The organism is Flavobacterium arcticum, from assembly GCF_003344925.1.
Classification (GTDB): domain Bacteria; phylum Bacteroidota; class Bacteroidia; order Flavobacteriales; family Flavobacteriaceae; genus Flavobacterium; species Flavobacterium arcticum.
Genome location: NZ_CP031188.1, coordinates 631,876 through 655,353, shown reverse-complemented (window position 1 = coordinate 655,353; position 23,478 = coordinate 631,876). Strand labels below are relative to the sequence as shown.

Below are 23,478 nucleotides of genomic sequence, written 5' to 3'. Positions count from 1 at the left end.
TAAATTAATCCCTACAATATTCGTTTAAATTATTATCTAACAATTCTGTTATACTAAAAGGCTTACCTGTTGTAATTAATTACTAATATCAATTCATATCGCTATACCCTATAGCTTCACCTTTTAGAGTAGCCGAGGTACAGTCGGTTATTTTTACATTTACAAATTCGCCAATCTTATAGTCGCCTTTAGGGAATACAACTGTAATACTTTGCGAGTTACTTCCGCTCCAATGAGTTTCTGATTTTTTAGACTCTTTTTCTATAAGCACTTCTACAACTTGTCCTATGAACTCTTGCGATCTTTCAAGACTGTGTTTTTGTTGCATATCTACAACTTCTTGTAAACGACGTTTTTTTACTACTTCAGGTACATCATCTTCCATTTTTCGAGCAGCCATTGTGCCTGGTCTTTCAGAATAGGCATACATATAACCAAAATTATATTTAACATACTCCATTAGTGTAAGTGTATCTTTATGGTCTTCTTCTGTTTCTGTAGGGAAACCAGTAATCATATCTTGCGATATAGAACAGTTTGGTAATATTGTTCTAATTTTATCTATAAGTGCCATATACTCTTCGCGAGTATGCTGACGGTTCATTTCTTTTAATACCCTAGTGCTACCACTTTGTACTGGTAGATGTATGTGATTGCATACATTATTATGTTTGGCAATAACATGAAATACATCTTCGTGCATATCTTGTGGGTTAGATGTAGAGAAACGAAAACGCATTTTTGGGAATGCTTGGGCAGTCATGGCAAGTAATTGTGCAAAATCTACCGCTGTCGCTTTTTGCATATCGGTAGCTTTTACAAAATCTTTTTTAAGACCACCACCATACCAAAGGTAGCTATCTACATTTTGTCCAAGTAGCGTTACTTCTTTATAGCCGCTTTTCCAAAGCTGTTCTATTTCGGCTATAATGCTTTGAGGTTCTCGGCTACGCTCTCTACCTCTAGTAAACGGTACTACACAAAACGTACACATATTATCGCATCCGCGGGTAATAGATACAAATGCTGTTATTCCGTTGCTATTGAGTCGGATAGGGGCAATATCACCATACGTTTCTTCTTTAGATAAGATAACGTTTATAGCATCGCGACCCTCATCTACTTCTTGTAGTAGGCTTGGTAAATCTTTATAAGCATCAGGACCTACTACTAGATCTACTATTTTCTCCTCTTCTAAAAATTGATTTTTAAGACGCTCAGCCATACAGCCAAGTACGCCTACTTTCATTTTAGGATTTATTTTTTTTACAGCATTATATTTTTCGAGCCTTTTTCTAATGGTTTGCTCTGCTTTATCACGAATAGAACAAGTGTTTACCAAAACAAGATCGGCTTCTTCAAGATTTTGTGTCGTGTTAAAGCCTTCATTGGTTAAAATAGAAGCAACAACTTCACTATCAGAAAAATTCATAGCACAACCATAACTTTCTATAAAAAGTTTTTTAGTGTTTTCTTTTTTCTGTTCTAAAACAAGGCTTTCTCCTTGTTTACTTTCTTCAATAATCTTTTCCATAACCTGCCTCTGTAGTGCTTTTTTGAATATGCAAAGGTACTATTTAATTTCTAAAATATGACAACTTGACATATTTGTTTAGAACGCTTTAACACCACTACCTGCTGAGGGTAAGGTGTTATATAGCCCTCTTTATGAACTGTGATTATAAGGGTATATTCTATTTAACGCTGCATTATCCTATTAATAAGGTATGAAATACATTTTATTTATAATGACAACAATAAATTATTTTTGAAGTATTGTTTTAGGGGGTGTGATTATGATTAATGTCTTGAATAATAGTGTGTTTTAAGTGTTTGTAAAAGGTTAATATTTAGCTAAAACGGTTAATTTTAAAAACATGAAAAACTAATATTTAAAAAATTCCTATACTTTTGCGACACAAAGAAACGTATGATGGCAAAGAATTTAGTGATTGTTGAGTCGCCTGCAAAGGCAAAAACCATAGAAAAATTTTTAGGGAAAGACTACCAGGTAGAGTCCAGTTATGGGCATATTGCCGATTTACCCTCTAAAGAAATAGGGGTAGATGTAACCAATGGTTTTAAACCAAAATATGAGGTGTCTCCTGATAAAAAAGCTTTGGTTAAAAAGCTTAAGGGTCTGTCTAAATCTGCCGAAATGGTTTGGTTAGCAAGTGATGAGGATCGCGAGGGGGAGGCTATTGCATGGCATCTTGCAGAAGAGTTAAAGCTTGATAAAGCAAAAACTAAACGTATTGTTTTTCATGAAATAACCAAAACGGCTATACTGAAAGCAATAGAAAACCCAAGAGATATAAATTATGACCTTGTAAATGCACAGCAAGCGCGACGTGTATTAGATAGACTTGTAGGGTACGAACTTTCGCCTGTATTATGGAAGAAGGTAAAAAGCGGACTTTCGGCGGGTAGGGTACAGTCGGTTTCTGTACGTCTTATTGTAGAGCGCGAGCGCGACATACAAAATTTTAATGCGGAAGCATCATATAGCATCACTGCTGAGTTTGCTAATGAGAAAGGGAAAACCTTTAAAGCAAAGCTACCTAAGAATTTTTCTTCAAAACAAGACGCCCAAGATTTTTTAAATAAAAATGTTGGATCTATATATAAGGTTTCAGATTTAGAAACTAAGCCGGCTAAAAAATCGCCAGCGGCACCATTTACAACATCTACACTACAACAGGAGGCTGCGCGAAAGCTATACTTGCCTGTGGGGGTAACCATGATGTTGGCACAACGCCTGTATGAAGCAGGACTTATTACTTATATGAGAACAGATAGTGTAAACTTGTCTAACGATGCAATGAATGCTGCGGAGGCTGAGATTATTAATTCATACGGTAAGGAGTTTAGTAAGCCACGTAACTATGCTACTAAGAGTAAAGGTGCTCAGGAGGCACACGAAGCGATACGTCCTACAGATATGACACGTCATACTGTGAATATAGATCGCGATCAAGCGAGGTTGTATGATTTAATCTGGAAACGTACACTAGCATCACAAATGAGTGATGCGCAGTTAGAGCGTACTAATGTAAAGATTGAAGCAAATAATCATACACAATTATTTACAGCATCTGGAGAGGTGCTTAAGTTTGAAGGTTTTCTAAAAGTATATCTTGAAGGAAGTGATGATGAAGATGTAGAGCAAGAGGGTATGTTACCAGCATTGCGAGTTAGTGAAAGATTGATAAATAATTATATAACGGCTACCGAACGCTTTAGTAGACCACCAGCCCGATATACCGAGGCAGCATTGGTGAAGAAGCTAGAAGAGCTAGGTATAGGTAGACCGTCTACTTATGCGCCTACTATATCTACTATTATTAGTAGAAATTATGTAGAGAAAGGTAGTTTTGAAGGTAAAGAGCGTAACTATATGCAGCTTGTACTGAAAGATAGTACGGTTAATGAACAGCAGCTTTCTGAAAACGTAGGTTCAGATAAAGGAAAATTAGTACCTACAGATATTGGTATTATTGTTAATGATTTCTTGGTAAGTCATTTTGATACAATTCTAGATTATAACTTTACTGCTAAAGTAGAACAGGATTTTGATGAAATAGCATCGGGTAATGAAGATTGGACAAAGATGATGAGTGATTTTTATGGTCATTTTCACCCTACAGTTCAAGATGTAGAGAAAAATGCTGATAGAGAATCAGGAGAGCGAATATTGGGTATGCATCCAGAGAGTGGTAAACCTGTAAGTGTACGACTAGGTAAATTTGGTCCTATGGCACAGATAGGTGATGCTGAAGATGAAAACAAACAGTTTGCTAGTCTTATGGCAGAGCAGAATATAGGTACGATTACCCTAGATGAGGCCTTGAGCTTGTTTTTGCTACCTAAAAACTTAGGTACATATAAAGATGAAGAGGTAGAGGTGAGTAATGGTCGTTTTGGTCCTTATGTGCGTTTTGGTAAAACATTCGTGTCGTTACCTAAAGGTGAAGACCCATTAGATGTTACTTTTGATAGGGCTAAAGAACTTATAATAGAAAAAGAAAAGGCAGACGCTCCTATTGCTACCTATAAAGAATTGCCTGTACAAAAAGGTGTAGGTCGTTTTGGTCCATTTATAAAATGGAATAGTATGTTTATAAATGTCAATAAAAAATATGACTTTGATAACCTTTCACAATCAGATATTGTAACTCTTATCGAGGAAAAAATACAGAAAGAGATTGATAAGGTAATACATAACTGGGAAGATGAAGGAATACGGGTAGAAAAAGCCCGTTGGGGTCGCTCAGTGATACTAAAAGGTAAAGTTAAGATAGAGCTCGGTAAAGATGTAGATGCTGCGGCTCTTTCGCTTGACGAGGTTAAGGCGATGATAGAGCAAAAAGCTCCAGCGAAGAAAACGGCTGCGAAGAAAACTACTACTAAAAAAGCTCCAGCTAAAAAATCAACAGTTAAAAAGAAATAATTATATATGGCTTTTGAGTTTTTAGAACCGTTAGATGATACATTTTCTGGCTATATAGAAACACTTCCAGAACAGTCGTTAGGTAAAAAAGCCCTAATGCACTTTAGCAGTGGCTTACCAGATGTTGGAGAGGTAAGTATAGCAATAATAGGTGTTTTAGACAATAGAGGAGCAGGAAATGGAGAAAATAAGTCAGTCTGTCTTAATTATATAAGAGAACAGTTTTATGCGCTTTACCCTGGTAATTGGGATAAAACAATAGTTGATTTAGGTAATATACCTGCTGGTAATACAGTGCAGGATACCTATTATGTAGTGAAAACTATTGTAGAGGAACTTGTAAAGAACAAAATAATACCACTGATAATAGGAGGATCACAGGACATAACTTACGCGATGTATCGTGGTTATGACAGGCTAGAGCAAATGGTGAATCTTGTTACTATAGATAGTAAGTTTGATTTTGGTAAAGAGAATCAAGATATATCTGCTGAGTCTTACCTTACACATATTATTGTTGATGAACCTAATAATCTGTTTAATTATAGCAATATAGGCTATCAAACCTATTTTAACTCGCAAGAAGAAATAGATTTGATAGAGAAGCTATATTTTGATGCTTATAGACTTGGAGACGTTATAGCAAACGCGACTATTGCTGAGCCAGTATTTAGGGATGCAGATATTGTAAGTCTTGATATGCAGTCAGTAAAATCAGGAGACTCAGGAAATTTTGTTAATTTTTTGCCAAATGGTTTTAATGGGAAAGAAATTTGTACTTTAGCGCGCTATGCAGGGATAAGCGATAAGGTTACGTGTTTCGGAATCTTTAATCATCAAGGTACAAAACAAGAATCTCTTTTACTGGCACAGGTACTTTGGTATTTTATCGAGGGAGTGCATTACCGCTCTAACGAATATCCTTTCGATACTAAAGATAATTATATGAAGTACATCGTTCCTATGGATGATGAGGAAGTAGTGTTTTATAAAAGTGATAAAACGGACAGATGGTGGATAGAAGTACCTTTTATAACAGGTGTTAATAATAAATTAAAAAGGAATACGTTATTACCATGTACCTACGATGATTATTTAGGTGCTTGCGATAGTGGTTTTCCTGAGCGATTATGGAAAGCGCAAAGAAAAAACATAATATAAGATTTTTGTGATAAAACAGTATTGTATTCCATTAAGTACAGAGATCTTTACTTTTATTTAAGGTTTTTTTAATAAAAAAATTGTTTTTTTGAAAATAAATAAATAGGTTTACGCCCTTAAAAATAGAATTACATTAATAACCCAAATTTATGAAGAAGTTCATTGCATTAACAGCAACTTTATCATTACTAATCAGCTGTGGTTCCAGTGACCGAGGGGAACTGGTAGGTGTTAGAGGAAAACAGTGGAGGCCTGAGAAGCCGTATGGTATGACCCTAATTCCGGGTGGCGCATACATTATGGGTAAATCAGACGATGATTTGGCTAATGTGCAGGATGCTCCTACGAAAACAGTAACTGTTCGATCTTTTTATATGGACGAAACAGAGATTACCAATAGTGAATACCGTCAATTTGTAGAGTGGGTTAAAGATTCTACAATCAGAACAAGACTTGCTATCCTTGCGGATGAAATGGGTCAGAAGCCTGGAGGTGAAGGAGGTATTGGTGAGTATGCTTTTAAAGATCAAATGGTGGAGGGAGAAGAACAGTCTCCATACGATAAGTATATGTATGATAATTATTACAGTCTTGGAGATGGTGATGATCCTTATGCAGGTAGAAAACTTAATCATCAGCCTAAATTGATACAAGATCCGCAACAATATCCTGATGAGTATTATGTGGAGGTGATGGATTCAATGTATCTTCCAGCTTCAGAGTCATACAATGGTTTGAGAACTATGGATGTTTCTAAACTTAAGTTTAAGTATTCTTGGATGGATATAGCTGCTGCAGCTAAAGATAAATCTAAAAATACAAGAGCGAAAAGAAGTAAGTATATGATTCATGAGCAAGTAGAGGTTTATCCTGATACTACTGTATGGATAAAAGATTTCTCTTACTCTTACAATGAGCCTATGCATAATGATTATTTCTGGCATCAAGCTTACGGTGAGTACCCTGTTGTAGGTGTTACTTGGGGACAGGCAAAAGCTTTTTGTGCATGGAGAACTTTATATAAAAATGCATACCAAAAAGATAAGGGCAGACAAGAAATAAACTCTTTTCGTTTACCTACAGAAGCAGAGTGGGAATACGCTGCAAGAGGTGGCTTACAATCCGCTACTTTTCCTTGGGGAGGTCCTTATGCTAAAAATGACAGAGGTTGTTTCTTAGCTAATTTCAAGCCAAATAGAGGTGATTATGCTGCTGATGGTGCACTATATACTGTAGAAGCACAATCATTTGATCCGAATGAATACAACTTATATAATATGTCTGGAAACGTAGCCGAATGGACAGACTCATCTTATGATGCTGCATCTTACGAATACGTTTCTACAATGAATCCAAACGCTCCAGATCCTTCTAATAGAAGAAAGGTTACCCGTGGAGGTTCTTGGAAAGACGTAGCTTACTTCTTACAGGTAAGTACAAGGGATTGGGAATATGCCGATTCTGCAAGAAGTTACATTGGTTTTAGAACTGTACAAGATTACATGGGTACTCAGAATACAGGAAACCAATAATTATTTTTAACCAACTCGAATTTTGAATATTTAAATTATTTAACTTAACTAAAAACTAAAATTATTTTATTATGGCACTACCTAAAAAAGTTATGAATTTTGCCTATGGTATGGGGGCAGCAGTTGTTATTATTGGAGCACTTTTCAAATTGATGCACTGGCCTGGTGCAAGTGCGATGCTTATTGCAGGACTAGGAACTGAGGCTTTCATTTTTGGACTTTCTGCTTTCGATCCTGTAGATAAAGAGTTAGACTGGTCTTTAGTATATCCTGAATTAGCAGGAGGCGACTCAAAAGGTAAAGGTGCTAAGAAAGAAAACCCTGCTGAAGCACAAGGATTACTTTCTCAGAAACTTGACAACTTATTAAAAGATGCTAAGATTGATGGTCAGCTTATGGCTAGTCTTGGTGCAAGTATTAAAAACTTCGAATCTGCGGCAAAAGGAATTGCTCCTACAGTAGACTCTATCTCTTCTCAGAAGAAATATAGCGAAGAAATGTCTATGGCAGCAGCTCAAATGGAATCGTTAAATAGCTTGTACAAAGTACAACTTGAAAGCGCATCTCGTAATGCTGAAGCTAACAAAGATATTGCTGAAAATGCAACTAAGCTACAACAAGAAATGCAGTCTATGACTAAAAATATCGCTTCATTAAACAATGTTTATGGTGGTATGTTATCTGCAATGGGTAACAAGGCCTAATTAATTAGGATTTTTATAAATAACAAAAAACTATACTAATTAGATATGGCAGGAGGAAAATTAACCCCTAGACAAAAGATGATTAACCTAATGTACTTGGTTTTCATCGCGATGCTGGCACTAAATATGTCCAAAGAGGTACTATCCGCTTTTGGATTGATGAATGAGCAATTTGAGACTGCGAATCAACAAGCAACTAAAACAAATAAAGATCTGTATGATGTACTTGCATTAAAAGCAAGTGAGTCTGCTGCTCAATATGGAGAAGCTAAAAAGATTGCAGATAAAGTTAAGACTGTTTCTGCATCTTTTACAACATACCTTGAAAACCTTAAAGGTGATATTACTAAAGGTATAGAAAAAGATGATAATGGGAAACTTCCATACGAAGCTATGGATAAGGGTGGTGTAATTGACGAAGCTTGGTTTAAAGGCGACGGTTATTCTAAAAAAGGTAGTGAGGTTATAGCAACTATCAACAAGTATAAAGCTGATATGATTGCTGCTTTTGGTAAGGATAATAAATACAATGCCCTAAAAAAGGAAATCCAAAGTAAATTCGATGTAGATGATGTAACAGATGGAGAAGGTGTAAAGCAAAAGTACCTAAGTTATCATTTTAAAGGATTTCCTGCAATTGCTTCTTTAACTAAACTTTCTGCAATGCAGAATAATGTTAAAGTTGTAGAGGCAAATGTTTATAGCGTTGCACTTGGTAAAGCCGCTATTGAGGCTACATCTATGAATAAGTACAAAGCAATCGTTATTACTGATAAATCTGCATTCTTTTCTGGTGAAAAAGTAACAGGAAAAGTAGTTTTAGGACGTTATGATGATGCTACTGTACCTACTAGAGTAGGTGTTAAAGGTGGAACTGTTACTATGGAGAATGGTCAAGCTCAATTTGAGGTTAGTGCTGGATCTGTAGGTGAACATGAATTACAAGGAGAGTTTGTTTTCCTTGAAGATGGAAAAGAAGTTGAAATCCCAATTACAGGTAATTATGCAGTAGTACCTCGCCCTAATGAGGCTACAATATCTGCTGATAAGATGAACTCTGTATATAGAGGTGTAGATAACCCAATGACAATTTCATTTGCAGGTATAGCAGATAGTGATGTTAACGCATCTGCTCCTGGTCTTAAAAAAGCAACAGGTGCTGGTAAATATAACTGGAACGTTACAACTGTGTCTGGAACAGAGGCTATTGTAAATGTAACGGGTAAACTTCCTGATGGAACATCAGTAAATTCTAAAAAGAAATTTATTGTAAGAGATATTCCTGCTCCTGCAGCTTCTATTAGAGGGAAAAGAAACTCCTCTAAAGGTCGTGCTCAAGATTTAGCAATATCTACTGTTAACGTTGAGTTTCCAGGTTTCGTATATGATGTTGATGTTGATGTAGTTTCTTTTGAACTTTATGTTCCTGGTCAACCAGGTATGATAGTTCAAGGTAATAAATTTGATGGTAAAGCTCAGTCTGCTATTAATAGAGCAAAAAGAGGTGATCAAATTCAAATAATGGCTATTAAGACAAAACTTAGAGGTGGCGGAAGCTATAGAATGCAAGATTCTAGCCCGTTTATCTGGGAAGTACAATAATATAATTAAAAGATCGTTTTTCTTTTATAGAATAAATTAAGGATATGAACAGCAAAAATTTTTTATTAGCGGCATTATTTTTTACAGGGATTGGTTCTTCAGTGGCTCAATCAAACTTGTTGAATGCAAAAACGCCAGATGAGATAGGACAGAAAACCGCTGAGCAGGAATTGTTAGATAATGACAACCCTTTACCTTACGGTTATGTAGGAGATAGAGATATTTTGTTTACTAGAAAGGTATGGGAAGTAATTGATCTTAACCAGAGAGTTAATTTTCCAATGCTTTTTCCTGTAGAAGAGAATATTGGTGATGATAGAAAATCGCTTTTCACTGTTCTTATAAATGGTATTAAGGATGCTCAACTTACCGAAGTGTATGGTGACTCTTATTTTACTGAGAAAAAGACTTTAGAAGAAATTCAAGAGAATTTTTATGTTAGTATGCTTAATAGCTATGGAGTAACTACGATGAACCAGTACCCTGGTGAAACGGAAGATGCTCTTAAGGAAAAAGGCGTGCTTACTGCCGAACATTTCGATACACAAGAGGTAACAGCTAATGATGTTGCAGCATATCGTATTGTAGGTACTTGGTATTTTGATAAAAGACAAGGTGAGCTTAAATACAGAATTCTTGGTATTTGTCCAATGGCTGTAGATGCTTTGAGTAAGTTAAGGATGGGTGAAAGTGCAGAACCTATTGAATTATTCTGGGTGTTTTATCCAGGAGCAAGAGATGTACTACACCAAGCAAAAGCATTTAATGAGAAAAACTCTGCGATGCCTATTACATTCGATCACTTGTTAAACTCAAGACGTTTTAGTGCTGTTATATACAAAGAAGAGAATGTATATGGCGACAGACTTATCAAAGAATATCTTAAAGATAATGCTCAGCTACAACTTCTAGAATCGGAACGTATAAAAGATAAAATACGTAATTTTGAACAAGATATGTGGAATTATTAATAATTCTCGTAACTATAAAAAAGAACTCTTACCCTTGTGGTAAGAGTTTTTTTATTTTTGCACTATGAAAGATTTTATAATTGTTGGCGCTGGTTTGGCAGGTATAAATTTTGCAGAGGTTTGCCGTTTAAATGGCAAATCATTTATTGTTATAAGTGATACTTCGCATAACTCTACACGTGTTGCAGCAGGAATTTATAATCCTGTTATATTAAAACGTTTCAGTTTGCCTGCCGATGCTGCAAAACATATGGCACATATAATTCCTTTTTATCAAAATATACAAGATAGATTGGGTGTGCAGTTTATGCATAATGTTCCTATGTATAGAAAGTTTGCTTCGATAGAAGAGCAGAATAATTGGTTTGAAGCTGCTGATAAGCCCGCATTAACCCCTTTTTTAGATACAGAGATTAAACACAAGAAATATCCTGCTTTACCTTCTCCTTATGGTTTTGGTAGTGTATATAATACAGGTTATATGGATACTAATGTTTTTTTAGATACGTACTGTGCCTCATTGTTAAATGATGGATTGCTGCTTAAAGATACTTTTGATTATAGTATATTACATATTGCTGAAGATTGTGTGCAGTATAAAGACATTTCCGCGAAGCATATTGTCTTTGCAGAGGGGTTTGGTATTCATGCTAACCCTTATTTTAACTATTTACCACTAGATGGTACCAAAGGAGAACTCTTACTTATAAAAGCTCCAGACTTACAGCTTGATGTGATAGTAAATGCCAGTATGTTTATTTTACCTTTTGGTAATGGTTACTATAAAGTAGGTGCCACTTATGAATGGGGTGATAAAACACAAGAGCCTACAGAAGTAGGGAAACAAGAGTTGGTAAAGAAACTAGAAGAGTTAATTACTTGCGATTACGAAATTATAGAACATCTTGCAGGAGTGCGTCCTACTGTTAAAGACAGGAAGCCTCTTATTGGGACACACCCAAAGTATTCTCGTTTACATTTGTTAAACGGGCTGGGTACAAGAGGGGTAATGTTAGGACCGCCGATGGCATTGGAATTATTTGAATCTATAGAAAAAGGAACAGAAATACCTAGAGCAATAAACCTTACTAGGTTCAAGGTTTAGGGTTTTCGTTCTTCCAGTTTTTATTGTATTTAATAAATATATTGATCCATATATTACGCGATAAACGCATAGTTATGGGCATAAATAGTACAAGTGTGCCTATTATGGCATAGAATGAAGTTTTTAGCGAAGTGTTTAGAATTACTTTTGCAATAATAAAAGCAGCAATGCTAAAGGCAACACCAAGACCATAGCTAACATACATGGCACCATAAAAGAAAGAAGGTTCAATTTTATAATGCAGACCACAATGGCTACAATTTTCGTGCATTTTATATACTTTGCTTAGATTGTATGGGTTTTTATCTAAATACATACTTTCTTGATGGCATCGAGGGCAGGTTCCTGTTAAAATACTATATAATTTGGATCCTTTTTTTAACATTTGCAAAACTATTTGGTGTAACCAAATTTACGACATAAATAAGACATAACAATAATGCTGAACATACATAATTTATCGGTTTCTTTTGGAGGAACTTATCTATTTGAAGAAGTTACTTTTAGACTTGGAGCAGGTGACAGAGTAGGGCTTGTAGGAAAGAATGGTGCAGGAAAATCGACGATGTTAAAAATCTTGTCAAAAGAGCTCGTGCCAGATTCGGGCGTTATAGCTACAGAAAAAGAAGTTAGTATTGGTTTCTTGAAACAGGATATAGATTTTGTACAAGGAAGAACAATACTTGAAGAGGCATATCAGGCATTTGAAGCAATTAAGGAAACCGAAGCAAAAATAAATGATATTAACCATTTGTTGGTTACCCGTACCGATTATGAAAGTGAAGAGTACTCTAAACTTATAGAAGATCTTAGTGACTTAACACATCATTTTGAAATATTAGGAGGTTATAATTATGTAGGAGATACAGAGAAGATACTTTTAGGGCTTGGTTTTAAGCGTGAAGATTTTGATAAACTTACTGATACTTTTTCTGGCGGATGGCGTATGCGTATAGAGCTTGCCAAGCTTTTATTACAATATAATGATATATTACTATTAGATGAGCCTACCAATCACTTAGATATAGAAAGTATCATTTGGTTAGAGCAGTTTTTAAGAAGCTATCCAGGGGTTGTTATTATTGTATCGCACGATAAGATGTTTTTGGATAACGTTACAAATCGTACTATAGAAATATCGTTAGGTAAAATATACGATTTTAATAAACCTTACTCACAATATCTTGAATTGCGTAACGAATTGCGAGAGAAACAACTTGCTACACAAAAAAATCAAGGTAAAAAAATTGAGCAAACAGAGAAGCTTATAGAAAAATTTAGAGCTAAGGCATCTAAAGCATCTATGGCACAATCGTTAATCAAGAAGCTGGACAAAGTAGAGCGTATTGAGGTAGATGAAGATGATAACTCAGTAATGAATATCTCATTTCCTATATCGATGATGCCAGGTCGTGTAGTGGTAGAAGTTGAAGATGTTACCAAAAAATATGGCAAAAAAACCATATTAAAAGATATTGATTTACTGGTAGAGCGTGGCAGTAAGATTGCTTTTGTAGGGCAAAATGGTCAAGGTAAATCTACACTTATAAAAGCGATTACAAAAGATATTGACTATACAGGCACTATTAAACTAGGGCATAATGTACAGTTGGGTTATTTTGCACAAAATCAGGCAGAGTACCTAGATGGCGAAATAACGCTTTTAGAAACTATGGAGAATGCCGCTACAGATACTAATCGTAGTAAAGTGCGCGATATGCTAGGTTCATTTCTTTTTAGAGGAGATGACGTAGAGAAAAAGGTAAAAGTACTCTCTGGAGGTGAGCGAAACCGTCTTGCATTATGTAAGTTGCTTTTACAGCCTATTAATGTTTTGGTAATGGATGAGCCAACTAACCACTTAGATATAAAATCTAAAAATGTATTGAAGGCTGCATTACAAAAATTTGAAGGTACTTTATTACTAGTATCACACGATAGAGATTTCTTGCAAGGGATGTCTAATATTGTATATGAGTTTAAAGACCAGAAAATAAGAGAATATCTGGGTGATATTAATTTTTATCTAGAGCAGCGTAATATGCAAAATATGCGCGAGGTAGAGAAAAGAGACATAATTAAAGAAGCCGCTAAAGATAATAAGCAACAACAAGTATCGTATCAAGACCAGAAGAAAAACAAGTCGTTACAAAACAAGTTATCTAAAATTGAAAGTCAGATACAACAGTTAGAAAAAGAGATTAAGCAGGATGATAAAAAGCTTGAAACAGATTATGAAAAGCTAATGGCTGATGCTACTTTCTTTGCAGCCTATGAGAATAAAAAGAAAAAACTTGACGCATATATGGAAGAATGGGAGCAAGTACATGAGGAAATAGAGAAAGTATAAAATTGTCTATATTCTATTAATAAAAATAACAACCCCGCTTTTAGCGGGGTTGTTATTTTTTAGTCAGTTTTAATATTAACTTCTTTTTTATCATCTGTAATGGTTACATTACTTTCGTTATCACCATTTTTATTTTTAACGCTCACACCATCTTCACTAATACTTACTGATGTGCCGTCTTCTTCAGCTACTGGTTCTGGTGCTGGAGGCGGAGCAGGATCTTCTACCGTAGGTGGCGTTGGTGGAGGTGTTTCTTTTTTGTCTTTACAAGAAGTAAAGAGCGCAAAAGCCATCACTCCTGATAGTAAAATCAATTTTTTCATAATATAACTGTTTGATTAGTTTTTACTAATTTAACCATTATGAATTGTAATTAGTTGTAAAATAACTCAATTTTAAGAAATCAATCCTATTTTTTTAGCGTGTAGTATCGCTTCTTCACTGTCTTTAAAGTAGCAAGTTGCTATAGATAACGATTCAATATTCTTTAGTGAATCACTCACTTTTTGCTTTTTACGTTTCCCTGTTTGTCTTATATATACAGCCTTTACAGTGACGGGAAATATTTTACAAATATTTTCATACAGGTAGGGGTCATGCTGAGAATCATCGCCCAATAGTGTGTATTTAAGATGAGGATAGAATTCTAATAGGTGCTTTATCTTGTCAAATTTATGATTATGATTTCCACGTCCTGTTACTAAAAAATCCATCAAACCCGTTTTAATATCTTTTAGTAACATTACAGCTCTGGGTAGCTCGTGTATTTTAGTAAACTTTACAATAAAACTATACAGGTTCCATTCACTGCTCGATACATAGAAGAAAGCATTTTGTTCTTCTTTAGTCTTTCTTCCAGCACTGCTCAAAGCTTGGTAAAATGGCACTACACCTTCAAATATGCGTCGAGCATTAATGTTTTTCCATAAAAGGATATATAGCTTTTTAAAAACATTGCGTGTATGCGATACTAAAAAAGTATCATCAATATCTGATATAAAGCCTAAATCGCCTTCAAAGGGTCTTATATAGGTACCATTTTCTTTTATTTCTTCGTCATTATAAAAAGTACTCACACTATAGCTAGACCAGCCGTGTTTTAAATCATTATCTAGTGGGATGCAAAATTTAAAATATCCATCTTTAAGTGTTCGGGTATGTATTTTTTTGCCATTATGCTCTAGGTAAACATCTGCATTAGCAATAGTTTGTACCATAAACATCTTTACAATAGAACGTGCATTTTTAAAACGTTTTTTTTCAAATTCGTAGCCGCTTACCGTGTTAGAGTTAAAAATATGACCAAAAACCATTAGTTCTTGTTCATTGGCATAACCGCGATAAAGTTTTAAAATAGGCTTCATTAAAAATTATGTTTTTTATAAGATATCCGAAACCACAATTTAACTAAATTTAGTCAAAAATAGAACATGGCTCAGCAAGAGATTTTTTTATTTGTAATAAACCCCATTGCTGGGGATAACGATAAATCAGATTTAATAGCAATGGTAAAAGCGTATGCCAAAGATAGCAACGTAAACCTTATTTATTATGAAACTACTGGGAAGGATGATGAAGAGGTTATAAAAAAACTGTTTACTAAACACAGTCCACAACGCATTTTAGTAGCTGGTGGCGATGGTACTATAAAAATGGTTGCCGAAGCTACTCTAGACTATGATGTTGTTATAGGAATATTGCCCGCAGGCTCAGCCAATGGCTTGTCGGTAGATCTTAACCTACCCGATACTATTGAGGCTAACCTAGAGGTGGCTTTTAAAGGAGCAGTAGAGCCTATAGATATAGTTGCTATTAATGGTATAAAGAGTCTCCATCTTAGTGATATTGGTGTTAATGCTGAGCTAATACGTAATTATGAAAATGGTAAGATTAGAGGTAAGCTTGGTTATGCTATACAGGCTCTTACTACTTTAACGAGTTTAGAAGAACCTTTTTATACTACAATTGTTGCTAATGGTAAGACTATTGAGACAGAAGCTCGTATGGTGGTTATAGCGAATGCTAATAAGTATGGTACTGGTGTAACTATAAACCCTGTAGGGAAAATAAACGATGGCAAGTTTGAAATAATTATTATTAAAAATCTTGATATATCTGTTATAGGTAAAATCCTTTCAGGAAATATAACTGTAGATGAAAATGAAGATGTAGAAATAATTTCTGCTAATAAGGCTTTGGTAACAACTAATGTTCCTGTTAGTTTTCAAATAGATGGTGAGTTTTGTGGCGAAGTAAAAGAACTTGATGTGAAAATAATGCACCATCAAATGAAGGTAGCTGTGCCACATCAAACTATTTAAAAGGACTACGTGCTTTCCATTCTACTTTTGGATCGAAATAAGAGAAAAGCTTTCCTATAAATAGATTTATAAAGGGGTTGGTATGTTTTATTATGCCATGTACTTCTTCAGCTTCAGCACCTACACTACTTTTTATTTCCATTGCCGATCGGGCAAATATTATATGTTTATATTGCTTTTTTATAGCGTAAGCGACCATGTCATAAAGCATATTTAGGTAAAGCATTTTTTCTTTTTGCACTGTTTCATCATACCCTAAGAAATAAGTATCCATATCCTTGCCGTTTTTAATAAGCGTACTAAACCCAACGAGTTTGTCATTAAGAAAGTAGCCATAAAAACGGAATTTATCTTTAAGTTCTCGTTTCATTATTTCGAAATGATTTTCAGGTAAAAAGAAGGTGTTAAATGAAGCTCTATTAGCAACAGTGTGGTACAGTTCGTTTACCCTAAGTTGTTGTGATTGTATTTCATCGGCAGTAAGTTTTCTTCTTATAACTCCTTCTTCTTTTTTTCGAGCACGTTTATATTGCGTACGGTATTTTGTATTCAGGTCAGTTAAATAGTCATTTATATCGTTCCATTCTTCCCTTATGCCGAATATCATATTAGGTTGAGTGCAAAACTTAAAATAATTTTTAAATTTAGTAGAATCAAAGTTTGGAAATTCTTTTTCATTAAAATCTTTTACTGCCAAAAGATTTATTTTTTGTCCTTTATTATTATATTCTTTTTCAACTTTTTTTAATGCTTTATGCATTAGTTGCAATGCCTCGATTTCGGTTATATCACTGGTGTGTAAATAAGCATTTTGTCCAGTAAGAGTATTATTTCCAATAAATAAAATATGCGAAGCAAATTTTTTAAACAAATACTCTCTAATACAAAAGCGACTTTTTTTATTTTTAAAGGTCGTTACATCGGCTAAGTTAATAAACTGTATTAAAGCTATACCCGAAAGTTTACCATTCTTAAATAGTCCCACAAAATGGCATTTCATGTTTTTAGGAGACGATTTTTCTAGAACACTAAGTCCCTCACGCGAAAGGAATATATTTTCGGCAGCAATAGTATCCCATTCAGTAGGGAAGTTTATAGTCGTAGTATAAAGCGTATAAGACAGGTTTGAAGTCAAAGTAGTGGTAATGAAAAATCTCCCGTAGGAGATTTAAAAATTAAAATTGTAAATATAATTATTCCCAAGCACATAATATACCTCCCATTATAGTAAAGCAAATTATCCAGTAACCACCATTTATTAGTATGTATTTTGCGCTTTTTCTTTCAAAAAGAGCATTAGTACCTATAACGGGAAGACCTAAAAATAGCCCCGTCATAAAACCATGTAGCGCACCATGCTTAAAGGTTCTAAACGCATGTCCATAGTCAGCAATAAAAGCTTCATAAGAAGGTTTAGCTACTGCCGGATTACCACCTATCATTCCTAGCGAACCAAACTGGTGTATTACAGAAAACTGAAGCACAAAAGATATCATTATTGCAAAAAGGATTGCCATACCAAATATTTTAAACATATTGGCACCTTCTGCTTTTTCTTCGGTCATGCCTGTTTCTTTCATCCATACAGTACCAAATACTTTAGGGTTATACCATATAGCTCCTACTACCATAGTAGATAGAGCAGCAACAATAACGGCTAAGAAATTCATTTCCATAATATTGATTGTTTAAGTTTGATAATGGCTAAATTATGTTTTTTTAAGATAATATTTGTTAAACATGTAAAATCTTATCTATTGATAATGAATAGCTAGAAAAATACAATTTAATTTTTCAAGATTAAATATTTAGCTCTAATTATAATCGTTCGATGTAAAGTTCATAAATTTGTAGACATGTATAGCCAAAATCCTAATGATTTAATAAAAGGGGAAGATTATTACCTAACCCCCGAAGGGTATAAAGTATTTACCGAAAAATATCACTTAAAGCGAGGGTATTGCTGCAAGAGTGGTTGTCGCCATTGCCCGTACGGATATGATAAAAAAACAGGAGAATTTAAAAAATAAACAACAACAGTAAGCAGTATCGGTTAATGATTTTAAACCGAATAATAAAGCTAAGGCTGAAAACTAGTAATATATGACATTTCAAGAACAGATACAAGAAGGAATACCACCGGTTTTACCACAACCACAAGTGTATGACCCAGCTATAAATCATGCACCAAAAAGAAAAGAGATACTAACTACGGAGGAGAAAAAATTAGCATTGCGTAACGCACTGCGTTATTTTGAACCAAAAGATCATCCCGAGCTAATAAAAGAATTTTCTGATGAGTTAGAAAAATATGGTCGTATTTATATGTATCGTTTACGTCCTGATTATAAAATGTATGCTCGCCCTATTTCAGAATATCCAGGAAAATCAGAGCAAGCTAAAGCTATCATGCTAATGATACAGAATAATTTAGATTATGCTGTAGCACAACACCCACATGAGTTAATAACTTATGGTGGTAATGGCGCAGTGTTCCAAAACTGGGCACAATATAGACTTACTATGAAATATCTTAGTGAGATGACCGATGAACAAACACTAACAATGTACTCTGGTCACCCTATGGGATTATTCCCTTCACACCCAGAAGCACCAAGAGTAGTTGTTACTAACGGTATGATGATCCCTAATTATTCTCAACCAGATGACTGGGAAAAGTTTAATGCACTAGGTGTAACCCAATACGGGCAAATGACAGCAGGTAGCTATATGTATATAGGACCTCAAGGTATTGTGCATGGTACTACCATTACAGTACTTAATGGTGGTAGAAAAATTTCTAAAAATGGAGAAGGACTAGAGGGTAAACTATTTGTTACCTCTGGGCTTGGAGGTATGAGTGGCGCGCAGCCAAAAGCAGGTAATATTGCAGGATGTATAACTGTATGTGCAGAGGTAAACCCTAAAGCAGTACACACACGTCATTCACAAGGGTGGGTAGATGAGGTCGTTAAAGATGTGGATACGCTTGTAAAAAGAGTTCGTGAGGCAAAAGCCGCTAAAGAAGTAGTATCTATAGCCTATCAAGGTAATATAGTAGATGTTTGGGAAAAGTTTGATGCAGAAGATATTTATATAGATTTAGGTAGCGATCAGACTTCGCTTCATAACCCATGGGCAGGTGGTTATTACCCTGTTGGTCTTTCTTTCGAGGAAGCAAATGATATGATGGCTAATAATCCAGAGTTGTTTAAAGAGAAAATACAAGAAACGCTACGTAGGCACGCTACTGCGATTAATAAGCATACTGCAAAGGGGACTTACTTTTTCGATTATGGTAATGCATTCTTGCTAGAAGCTTCGCGTGCTGGAGCCGATATAATGGCAGAAAATGGTATCGATTTTAAATATCCAAGTTATGTTCAGGATATTATGGGACCTATGTGTTTCGATTATGGTTTTGGTCCATTCCGTTGGGTATGTGCTTCGGGTAAACCAGAAGATTTAGCCAAAACAGATGCGATAGCATCTAAAGTGTTAGAAGAAATGGCTAAGACTGCGCCCGATGAGATAAAACAACAAATGCAGGACAACATTAAGTGGATACAAGGAGCGCAAGAAAATAAACTGGTAGTAGGTTCTCAGGCACGCATACTCTATGCCGATGCCGAAGGACGTATTGCTATTGCAAGAGCATTTAACGAAGCAATTGCAAAAGGCGAAATAGATACTGTAATACTAGGGCGCGACCACCATGATGTGAGTGGTACTGATTCTCCATATAGAGAAACTTCTAATATATACGATGGTTCTCGTTTTACAGCAGATATGGCAATACATAATGTTATTGGCGATAGTTTCCGCGGGGCTACATGGGTAAGCATCCATAACGGTGGTGGTGTAGGCTGGGGAGAGGTTGTAAATGGTGGTTTTGGTATGGTTCTTGATGGTTCTAAAGAAGCATCAAAACGCTTAGAATCAATGCTTTTCTGGGATGTAAATAATGGTATTTCGCGTAGAAGCTGGGCAAGAAATGATGAAGCTATTTTTGCAATAAAACGCGCTATGGAAAGTCAACCGTTGCTAAAAGTTACCTTACCTAATAAAGTAGATGACGCTTTATTGAGCTAATATTTATACTTAACTAAAGTTTGGTGTTAATAGATTGATGCGTTTTTATTAAAATGAAAATTGTGTTACTATGAAAAAGATAAAATTGCTATCATTACTATTTGTTACAGTTTTTATAGCTTCGTGTAGTTCTATTCGTGTGAATTCGGATTACGATGCTGCTGTAGATTTTAATCAGTATAAAACCTATGCCTTTTTTAAACAGGGTATAGATAAGGCTGAAATATCTGACCTTGATAAAAAGCGCATACTACGTGCTATAGATGCCGAAATGCAGAAGAAAGGTTTTGTAAAGAGTGATAGTCCCGATATGCTTATAAATATATTTACTCGTGCTAATGAGCAAGTAAATGTAAATAACTGGGGCTACAGCCCATGGATGTGGGGTGGTAACTATACCACTGTAAATACCTCTACACAAGGCATACTTTATATTGATATACTGGATGCTCGCAAAAAAGAATTGGTTTGGCAGGGTATAGGTACTGGTGTGTTAACCCTTGATCGCGAGAGGAAGCAAGAACGTATTAATGAATTTGTTATGGAAATAATGAAAAAATATCCTCCGCAGAAGAAACAATAATTTATTTATAATATAGTAAGCCCTTGCCAATAGCAAGGGCTTTTTTAATTCATTGAAAATTAAACATGGAGCAACACAACATCAGGAAAATTGTTTTAATTTAGCTAAAAATCAACCTTCAATAAAATAAAACGCTATGAAAAAACAATTACTTTTCCTATTACTGCTAATAACGACAGCTGCGAGTGCACAAATTGTAAATGTACCGGATGTTGCATTTAAAGAAGCATTATTATCAAATTATACAGATGCCAAAGATCTTAATGGAAATATAATTTCATTAGATGCAAATAATGATGGAGAAATACAACTTAGTGAAGCACTTAATGTAGGTGAAATTACTATTGACTTGTTTAGTTTTTTTGTGTTTTCACTTGAGGGAATCGGAAGTTTTTCAAATTTAACTAAATTATCAATTACTGAAGCCGATCAGCTTTTAGACCTGGATTTAACAGCACTTACCCAACTAACTCAGTTATCAATAAGCGATAGTAATGAGTTTGATAGTATAAACCTTAACGGTTTAAGTAATCTTGAAAATATAAATTTTAATGGATTAACAGGAGGCGGTGATAGTATGCTTGTTTTAAATGTTTCAGGAGTGAATAATCTTACACATGTCAATTTTACAGACGTGGTTTTTGATATGGATTTTAGCCAATTACCAAGTCTGGAGAGTCTAATATTGAATAATACATCAGTATATTTTGATTTGAGTGCTAACAATAATTTAAGTTATGTATCAATAACTAATCCTCAGTACGTTGATTATTTTTTGTTGGGTAATAAGCCGCTCTTAACGTATTTAAATTTAAATTTTAATGGAGGAATAGGTATTGTTAATGATATCGACCTTAGTGGATGTACTGCTTTGGATGATCTTTTTTTACGTTTTGATGAAGCTGTTGCGATAATACCTATCCCTTTCAGGACTTTAAATTTAAAAAACGGGATAAGTAACTATGATTCTTTTACGGTAATGCTTAATAATGGCAATCTTCAACCCATCTATGTATGTATTGATGAAGGAAATGAAACCCTTTTTTCCGAAACCGTTTTAAACGACCCAAATGTTTTGATTAGTTCCTATTGCAACTTTACACCAGGGGGTGATTATAATACTATAACAGGTAATTTTACCTTTGATGCCGATAATGATGGTTGTGATATAAATGACAACCTAATTAATCATACCCGTGTAGATATCACTACAGAAAACGATGAAGAATTTGCAGTATTCAGTAATAACATAGGAGAGTATAACTTTTATTGGGGAGCAGGTACATTTACCCTTTCACCAAGTATAGAAAACAATGACTGGTTTACAATAACCCCATCATCAGCTACGGTAACTTTTGAAGATGATAATAATAATATAGAAACTCAAAGCTTTTGTGTAACACCTAATGGAGAGCATCCCGATGTAGAAGTTGTTATTGTTCCTACAGAACCCGCTCAACCCGGGTTTAATGCCTCTTATAAAATAACGTATCGAAACAAAGGAAACCAAACCCTGTCAGGCAATGTTCTACTAACGTATGACGAAACAGTGTTAGATTATGTTTCTTCTACTTCTGGAGTAGGAGCAGCAACAAATACATTTGGCTGGAGTTATAGTGACCTGCAACCTTTTGAAACCAGAAATATAAACCTTACTTTAAATGTAAATGCTCCAACAGATACTCCCGCGGTTAATATAGATGATTTATTGATGTTTACAGCAAACATTACTTCAGCTACGGGCGATGAAAACCCTGATGATAATACATTTACATTGGCTCAAACGGTAGTAGGATCATTTGACCCAAATGATATTACCTGTCTTGAAGGTGAAGCTGTACATGTAAGCAAAATAGGTGATTACCTACATTATAATATCAACTTCGAGAATACGGGTACAGCACCTGCAACATTTATTGTTGTGAAAAATGAAATTAATGAGGAACAATTTGATGTTAGTACATTACAATTGATAGATGCTTCGCATAATGTAGAAACTCGTATTACAGGTAATAAAGTAGAGTTTTACTTTGGCAATATAAACCTTGCAGCTAATGGCGGAAAAGGAAATGTATTATACAAGATTAAAACACTAAATACATTGCAAGAAGATGATATTGTAATGCAAGAAGCCAATATCTATTTTGATTATAATTTCCCGATAGAAACCAACGAAGCTAATACTACGTTTGCTGTTTTAAGTAATGACGTTTTAACAAAAGACGATTCTGTAAAACTATATCCTAACCCAACTACTGATAACGTAACCATAGCAGCAAATAGTGCTATTACATCAGTACAACTATATGATGTACAAGGTAGGTTATTACATAGTAGAGTCGGTAATGAGACGAGTATTAGACTAGATGTCTCGGCACAGCCATCAGGCTTATACTTTGTTAAAATAACAACAGATAATGGTTCTAAAGTGGAGAAATTAGTTAAAGAATAAAAATTTAAGAATTATAACATACTAAGAGCAGGAAATAATGAGTTTATACTTTTATTAGATTTATTTATTACTTTTTGTTTTACTTTCTGAAAAAGCCACAGCACAAGCTGTGGCTTTTTTTATTAGTGATTAAGCATTTTTACATATTTTTCAAT

At 34.8% G+C, this 23,478-nt stretch carries 19 protein-coding genes; 13 read left to right on the top strand and 6 right to left on the bottom strand.

The genetic code is table 11. From position 1 onward, the window contains the following. Positions 1 to 88: 88 nt before the first annotated feature. A complete protein-coding gene (gene miaB / locus DVK85_RS03025; protein WP_114677014.1) occupies positions 89 to 1,534 on the bottom strand; it encodes a tRNA (N6-isopentenyl adenosine(37)-C2)-methylthiotransferase MiaB in 1,446 nt (481 codons plus the stop codon). A 399-nt stretch (positions 1,535 to 1,933) separates the two neighbouring features. Between miaB and topA the strand changes: the two genes are divergently transcribed. From topA to DVK85_RS02990, 7 genes are all read left to right on the top strand, one after another. Further along, complete coding sequence (topA, locus tag DVK85_RS03020) at positions 1,934 to 4,450, top strand: type I DNA topoisomerase (RefSeq protein WP_114677013.1); 2,517 nt, start codon at positions 1,934 to 1,936, stop codon at positions 4,448 to 4,450. A gap of 6 nt (positions 4,451 to 4,456) precedes the next feature. Beyond that, positions 4,457 to 5,611: a formimidoylglutamase gene (locus DVK85_RS03015; protein ID WP_114677012.1), complete on the top strand. Its 1,155-nt coding sequence runs from the start codon at positions 4,457 to 4,459 to the stop codon at positions 5,609 to 5,611. 149 nt (positions 5,612 to 5,760) lie between these two features. Next, the gene (gene porK / locus DVK85_RS03010) at positions 5,761 to 7,143 is read left to right on the top strand and encodes a T9SS ring complex lipoprotein PorK/GldK (RefSeq protein WP_114677011.1); all 1,383 of its coding nucleotides are present in this window, start codon (positions 5,761 to 5,763) and stop codon (positions 7,141 to 7,143) included. A gap of 68 nt (positions 7,144 to 7,211) precedes the next feature. After that, the gene (gene porL, locus DVK85_RS03005) at positions 7,212 to 7,847 is read left to right on the top strand and encodes a type IX secretion system motor protein PorL/GldL (protein WP_162845287.1); all 636 of its coding nucleotides are present in this window, start codon (positions 7,212 to 7,214) and stop codon (positions 7,845 to 7,847) included. Between the two features lie 45 nt (positions 7,848 to 7,892). Next, positions 7,893 to 9,449: a type IX secretion system motor protein PorM/GldM gene (gene porM / locus DVK85_RS03000; RefSeq protein WP_114677010.1), complete on the top strand. Its 1,557-nt coding sequence runs from the start codon at positions 7,893 to 7,895 to the stop codon at positions 9,447 to 9,449. A 44-nt stretch (positions 9,450 to 9,493) separates the two neighbouring features. Next, on the top strand, positions 9,494 to 10,420 hold the full coding sequence (porN, locus tag DVK85_RS02995) for a type IX secretion system ring subunit PorN/GldN (RefSeq protein WP_114677009.1): 927 nt from the start codon (positions 9,494 to 9,496) through the stop codon (positions 10,418 to 10,420). A 64-nt stretch (positions 10,421 to 10,484) separates the two neighbouring features. Further along, complete coding sequence (locus DVK85_RS02990; protein WP_114677008.1) at positions 10,485 to 11,525, top strand: NAD(P)/FAD-dependent oxidoreductase; 1,041 nt, start codon at positions 10,485 to 10,487, stop codon at positions 11,523 to 11,525. Here the strand turns inward: DVK85_RS02990 and DVK85_RS02985 are convergent. After that, on the bottom strand, positions 11,515 to 11,910 hold the full coding sequence (locus DVK85_RS02985; protein WP_114677007.1) for a DUF983 domain-containing protein: 396 nt from the start codon (positions 11,908 to 11,910) through the stop codon (positions 11,515 to 11,517). The genes DVK85_RS02990 and DVK85_RS02985 overlap by 11 nt on opposite strands. A gap of 54 nt (positions 11,911 to 11,964) precedes the next feature. Between DVK85_RS02985 and DVK85_RS02980 the strand changes: the two genes are divergently transcribed. Beyond that, positions 11,965 to 13,875 carry an ABC-F family ATP-binding cassette domain-containing protein gene (locus DVK85_RS02980; RefSeq protein WP_114677006.1) on the top strand — a complete coding sequence of 637 codons (1,911 nt, stop codon included), beginning with the start codon at positions 11,965 to 11,967 and terminating at the stop codon, positions 13,873 to 13,875. 59 nt (positions 13,876 to 13,934) lie between these two features. On the opposite strand, the gene DVK85_RS02975 is transcribed toward DVK85_RS02980, so the two are convergent. Both DVK85_RS02975 and DVK85_RS02970 read right to left on the bottom strand, forming a co-directional pair. Next, complete coding sequence (locus DVK85_RS02975) at positions 13,935 to 14,198, bottom strand: hypothetical protein (protein WP_127960543.1); 264 nt, start codon at positions 14,196 to 14,198, stop codon at positions 13,935 to 13,937. A 72-nt stretch (positions 14,199 to 14,270) separates the two neighbouring features. After that, on the bottom strand, positions 14,271 to 15,239 hold the full coding sequence (locus DVK85_RS02970) for an App1 family protein (protein ID WP_114677004.1): 969 nt from the start codon (positions 15,237 to 15,239) through the stop codon (positions 14,271 to 14,273). Between the two features lie 66 nt (positions 15,240 to 15,305). Between DVK85_RS02970 and DVK85_RS02965 the strand changes: the two genes are divergently transcribed. Beyond that, positions 15,306 to 16,196 (top strand): diacylglycerol/lipid kinase family protein, encoded by an 891-nt coding sequence (locus DVK85_RS02965; RefSeq protein WP_114677003.1) that lies wholly within the window; start codon positions 15,306 to 15,308, stop codon positions 16,194 to 16,196. On the opposite strand, the gene DVK85_RS02960 is transcribed toward DVK85_RS02965, so the two are convergent. Next, positions 16,189 to 17,331 carry a GNAT family N-acetyltransferase gene (locus DVK85_RS02960; RefSeq protein ID WP_240339562.1) on the bottom strand — a complete coding sequence of 381 codons (1,143 nt, stop codon included), beginning with the start codon at positions 17,329 to 17,331 and terminating at the stop codon, positions 16,189 to 16,191. The two genes, DVK85_RS02965 and DVK85_RS02960, sit on opposite strands and share 8 nt — an antisense overlap. Before the next feature lie 58 nt (positions 17,332 to 17,389). Beyond that, positions 17,390 to 17,872 (bottom strand): DUF1761 domain-containing protein, encoded by a 483-nt coding sequence (locus tag DVK85_RS02955; RefSeq protein WP_114677002.1) that lies wholly within the window; start codon positions 17,870 to 17,872, stop codon positions 17,390 to 17,392. A gap of 180 nt (positions 17,873 to 18,052) precedes the next feature. On the opposite strand from DVK85_RS02955, the gene DVK85_RS13535 reads away from it, so the two are divergent. The 4 genes from DVK85_RS13535 to DVK85_RS02940 all read left to right on the top strand — a co-directional run bounded on the left by DVK85_RS13535 (position 18,053) and on the right by DVK85_RS02940 (position 23,323). Continuing rightward, a complete protein-coding gene (locus DVK85_RS13535) occupies positions 18,053 to 18,226 on the top strand; it encodes a DUF5522 domain-containing protein (RefSeq protein WP_162845281.1) in 174 nt (57 codons plus the stop codon). 73 nt (positions 18,227 to 18,299) lie between these two features. Next, entirely contained in the window at positions 18,300 to 20,288 is a 1,989-nt protein-coding gene (locus DVK85_RS02950) for a urocanate hydratase (protein WP_114677001.1), read from the top strand. A 70-nt stretch (positions 20,289 to 20,358) separates the two neighbouring features. Then, a complete protein-coding gene (locus DVK85_RS02945; protein WP_114677000.1) occupies positions 20,359 to 20,871 on the top strand; it encodes a DUF4136 domain-containing protein in 513 nt (170 codons plus the stop codon). 136 nt (positions 20,872 to 21,007) lie between these two features. Then, a complete protein-coding gene (locus tag DVK85_RS02940; RefSeq protein WP_114676999.1) occupies positions 21,008 to 23,323 on the top strand; it encodes a T9SS type A sorting domain-containing protein in 2,316 nt (771 codons plus the stop codon). Positions 23,324 to 23,478 lie beyond the last annotated feature (155 nt).

Excerpts from the sequence above, each read along its gene's own strand:
- miaB (WP_114677014.1), bottom strand. The coding sequence starts at position 1,534 with ATGGAAAAGATTATTGAAGAAAGTAAACAAGGAGAAAGCCTTGTTTTA.
- topA (WP_114677013.1), top strand. The coding sequence starts at position 1,934 with ATGGCAAAGAATTTAGTGATTGTTGAGTCGCCTGCAAAGGCAAAAACC.
- DVK85_RS03015 (WP_114677012.1), top strand. The coding sequence starts at position 4,457 with ATGGCTTTTGAGTTTTTAGAACCGTTAGATGATACATTTTCTGGCTAT.
- porK (WP_114677011.1), top strand. The coding sequence starts at position 5,761 with ATGAAGAAGTTCATTGCATTAACAGCAACTTTATCATTACTAATCAGC.
- porM (WP_114677010.1), top strand. The coding sequence starts at position 7,893 with ATGGCAGGAGGAAAATTAACCCCTAGACAAAAGATGATTAACCTAATG.
- porN (WP_114677009.1), top strand. The coding sequence starts at position 9,494 with ATGAACAGCAAAAATTTTTTATTAGCGGCATTATTTTTTACAGGGATT.
- DVK85_RS02990 (WP_114677008.1), top strand. The coding sequence starts at position 10,485 with ATGAAAGATTTTATAATTGTTGGCGCTGGTTTGGCAGGTATAAATTTT.
- DVK85_RS02985 (WP_114677007.1), bottom strand. The coding sequence starts at position 11,910 with ATGTTAAAAAAAGGATCCAAATTATATAGTATTTTAACAGGAACCTGC.
- DVK85_RS02980 (WP_114677006.1), top strand. The coding sequence starts at position 11,965 with ATGCTGAACATACATAATTTATCGGTTTCTTTTGGAGGAACTTATCTA.
- DVK85_RS02975 (WP_127960543.1), bottom strand. The coding sequence starts at position 14,198 with ATGAAAAAATTGATTTTACTATCAGGAGTGATGGCTTTTGCGCTCTTT.
- DVK85_RS02970 (WP_114677004.1), bottom strand. The coding sequence starts at position 15,239 with ATGAAGCCTATTTTAAAACTTTATCGCGGTTATGCCAATGAACAAGAA.
- DVK85_RS02965 (WP_114677003.1), top strand. The coding sequence starts at position 15,306 with ATGGCTCAGCAAGAGATTTTTTTATTTGTAATAAACCCCATTGCTGGG.
- DVK85_RS02955 (WP_114677002.1), bottom strand. The coding sequence starts at position 17,872 with ATGGAAATGAATTTCTTAGCCGTTATTGTTGCTGCTCTATCTACTATG.
- DVK85_RS13535 (WP_162845281.1), top strand. The coding sequence starts at position 18,053 with ATGTATAGCCAAAATCCTAATGATTTAATAAAAGGGGAAGATTATTAC.
- DVK85_RS02950 (WP_114677001.1), top strand. The coding sequence starts at position 18,300 with ATGACATTTCAAGAACAGATACAAGAAGGAATACCACCGGTTTTACCA.
- DVK85_RS02945 (WP_114677000.1), top strand. The coding sequence starts at position 20,359 with ATGAAAAAGATAAAATTGCTATCATTACTATTTGTTACAGTTTTTATA.
- DVK85_RS02940 (WP_114676999.1), top strand. The coding sequence starts at position 21,008 with ATGAAAAAACAATTACTTTTCCTATTACTGCTAATAACGACAGCTGCG.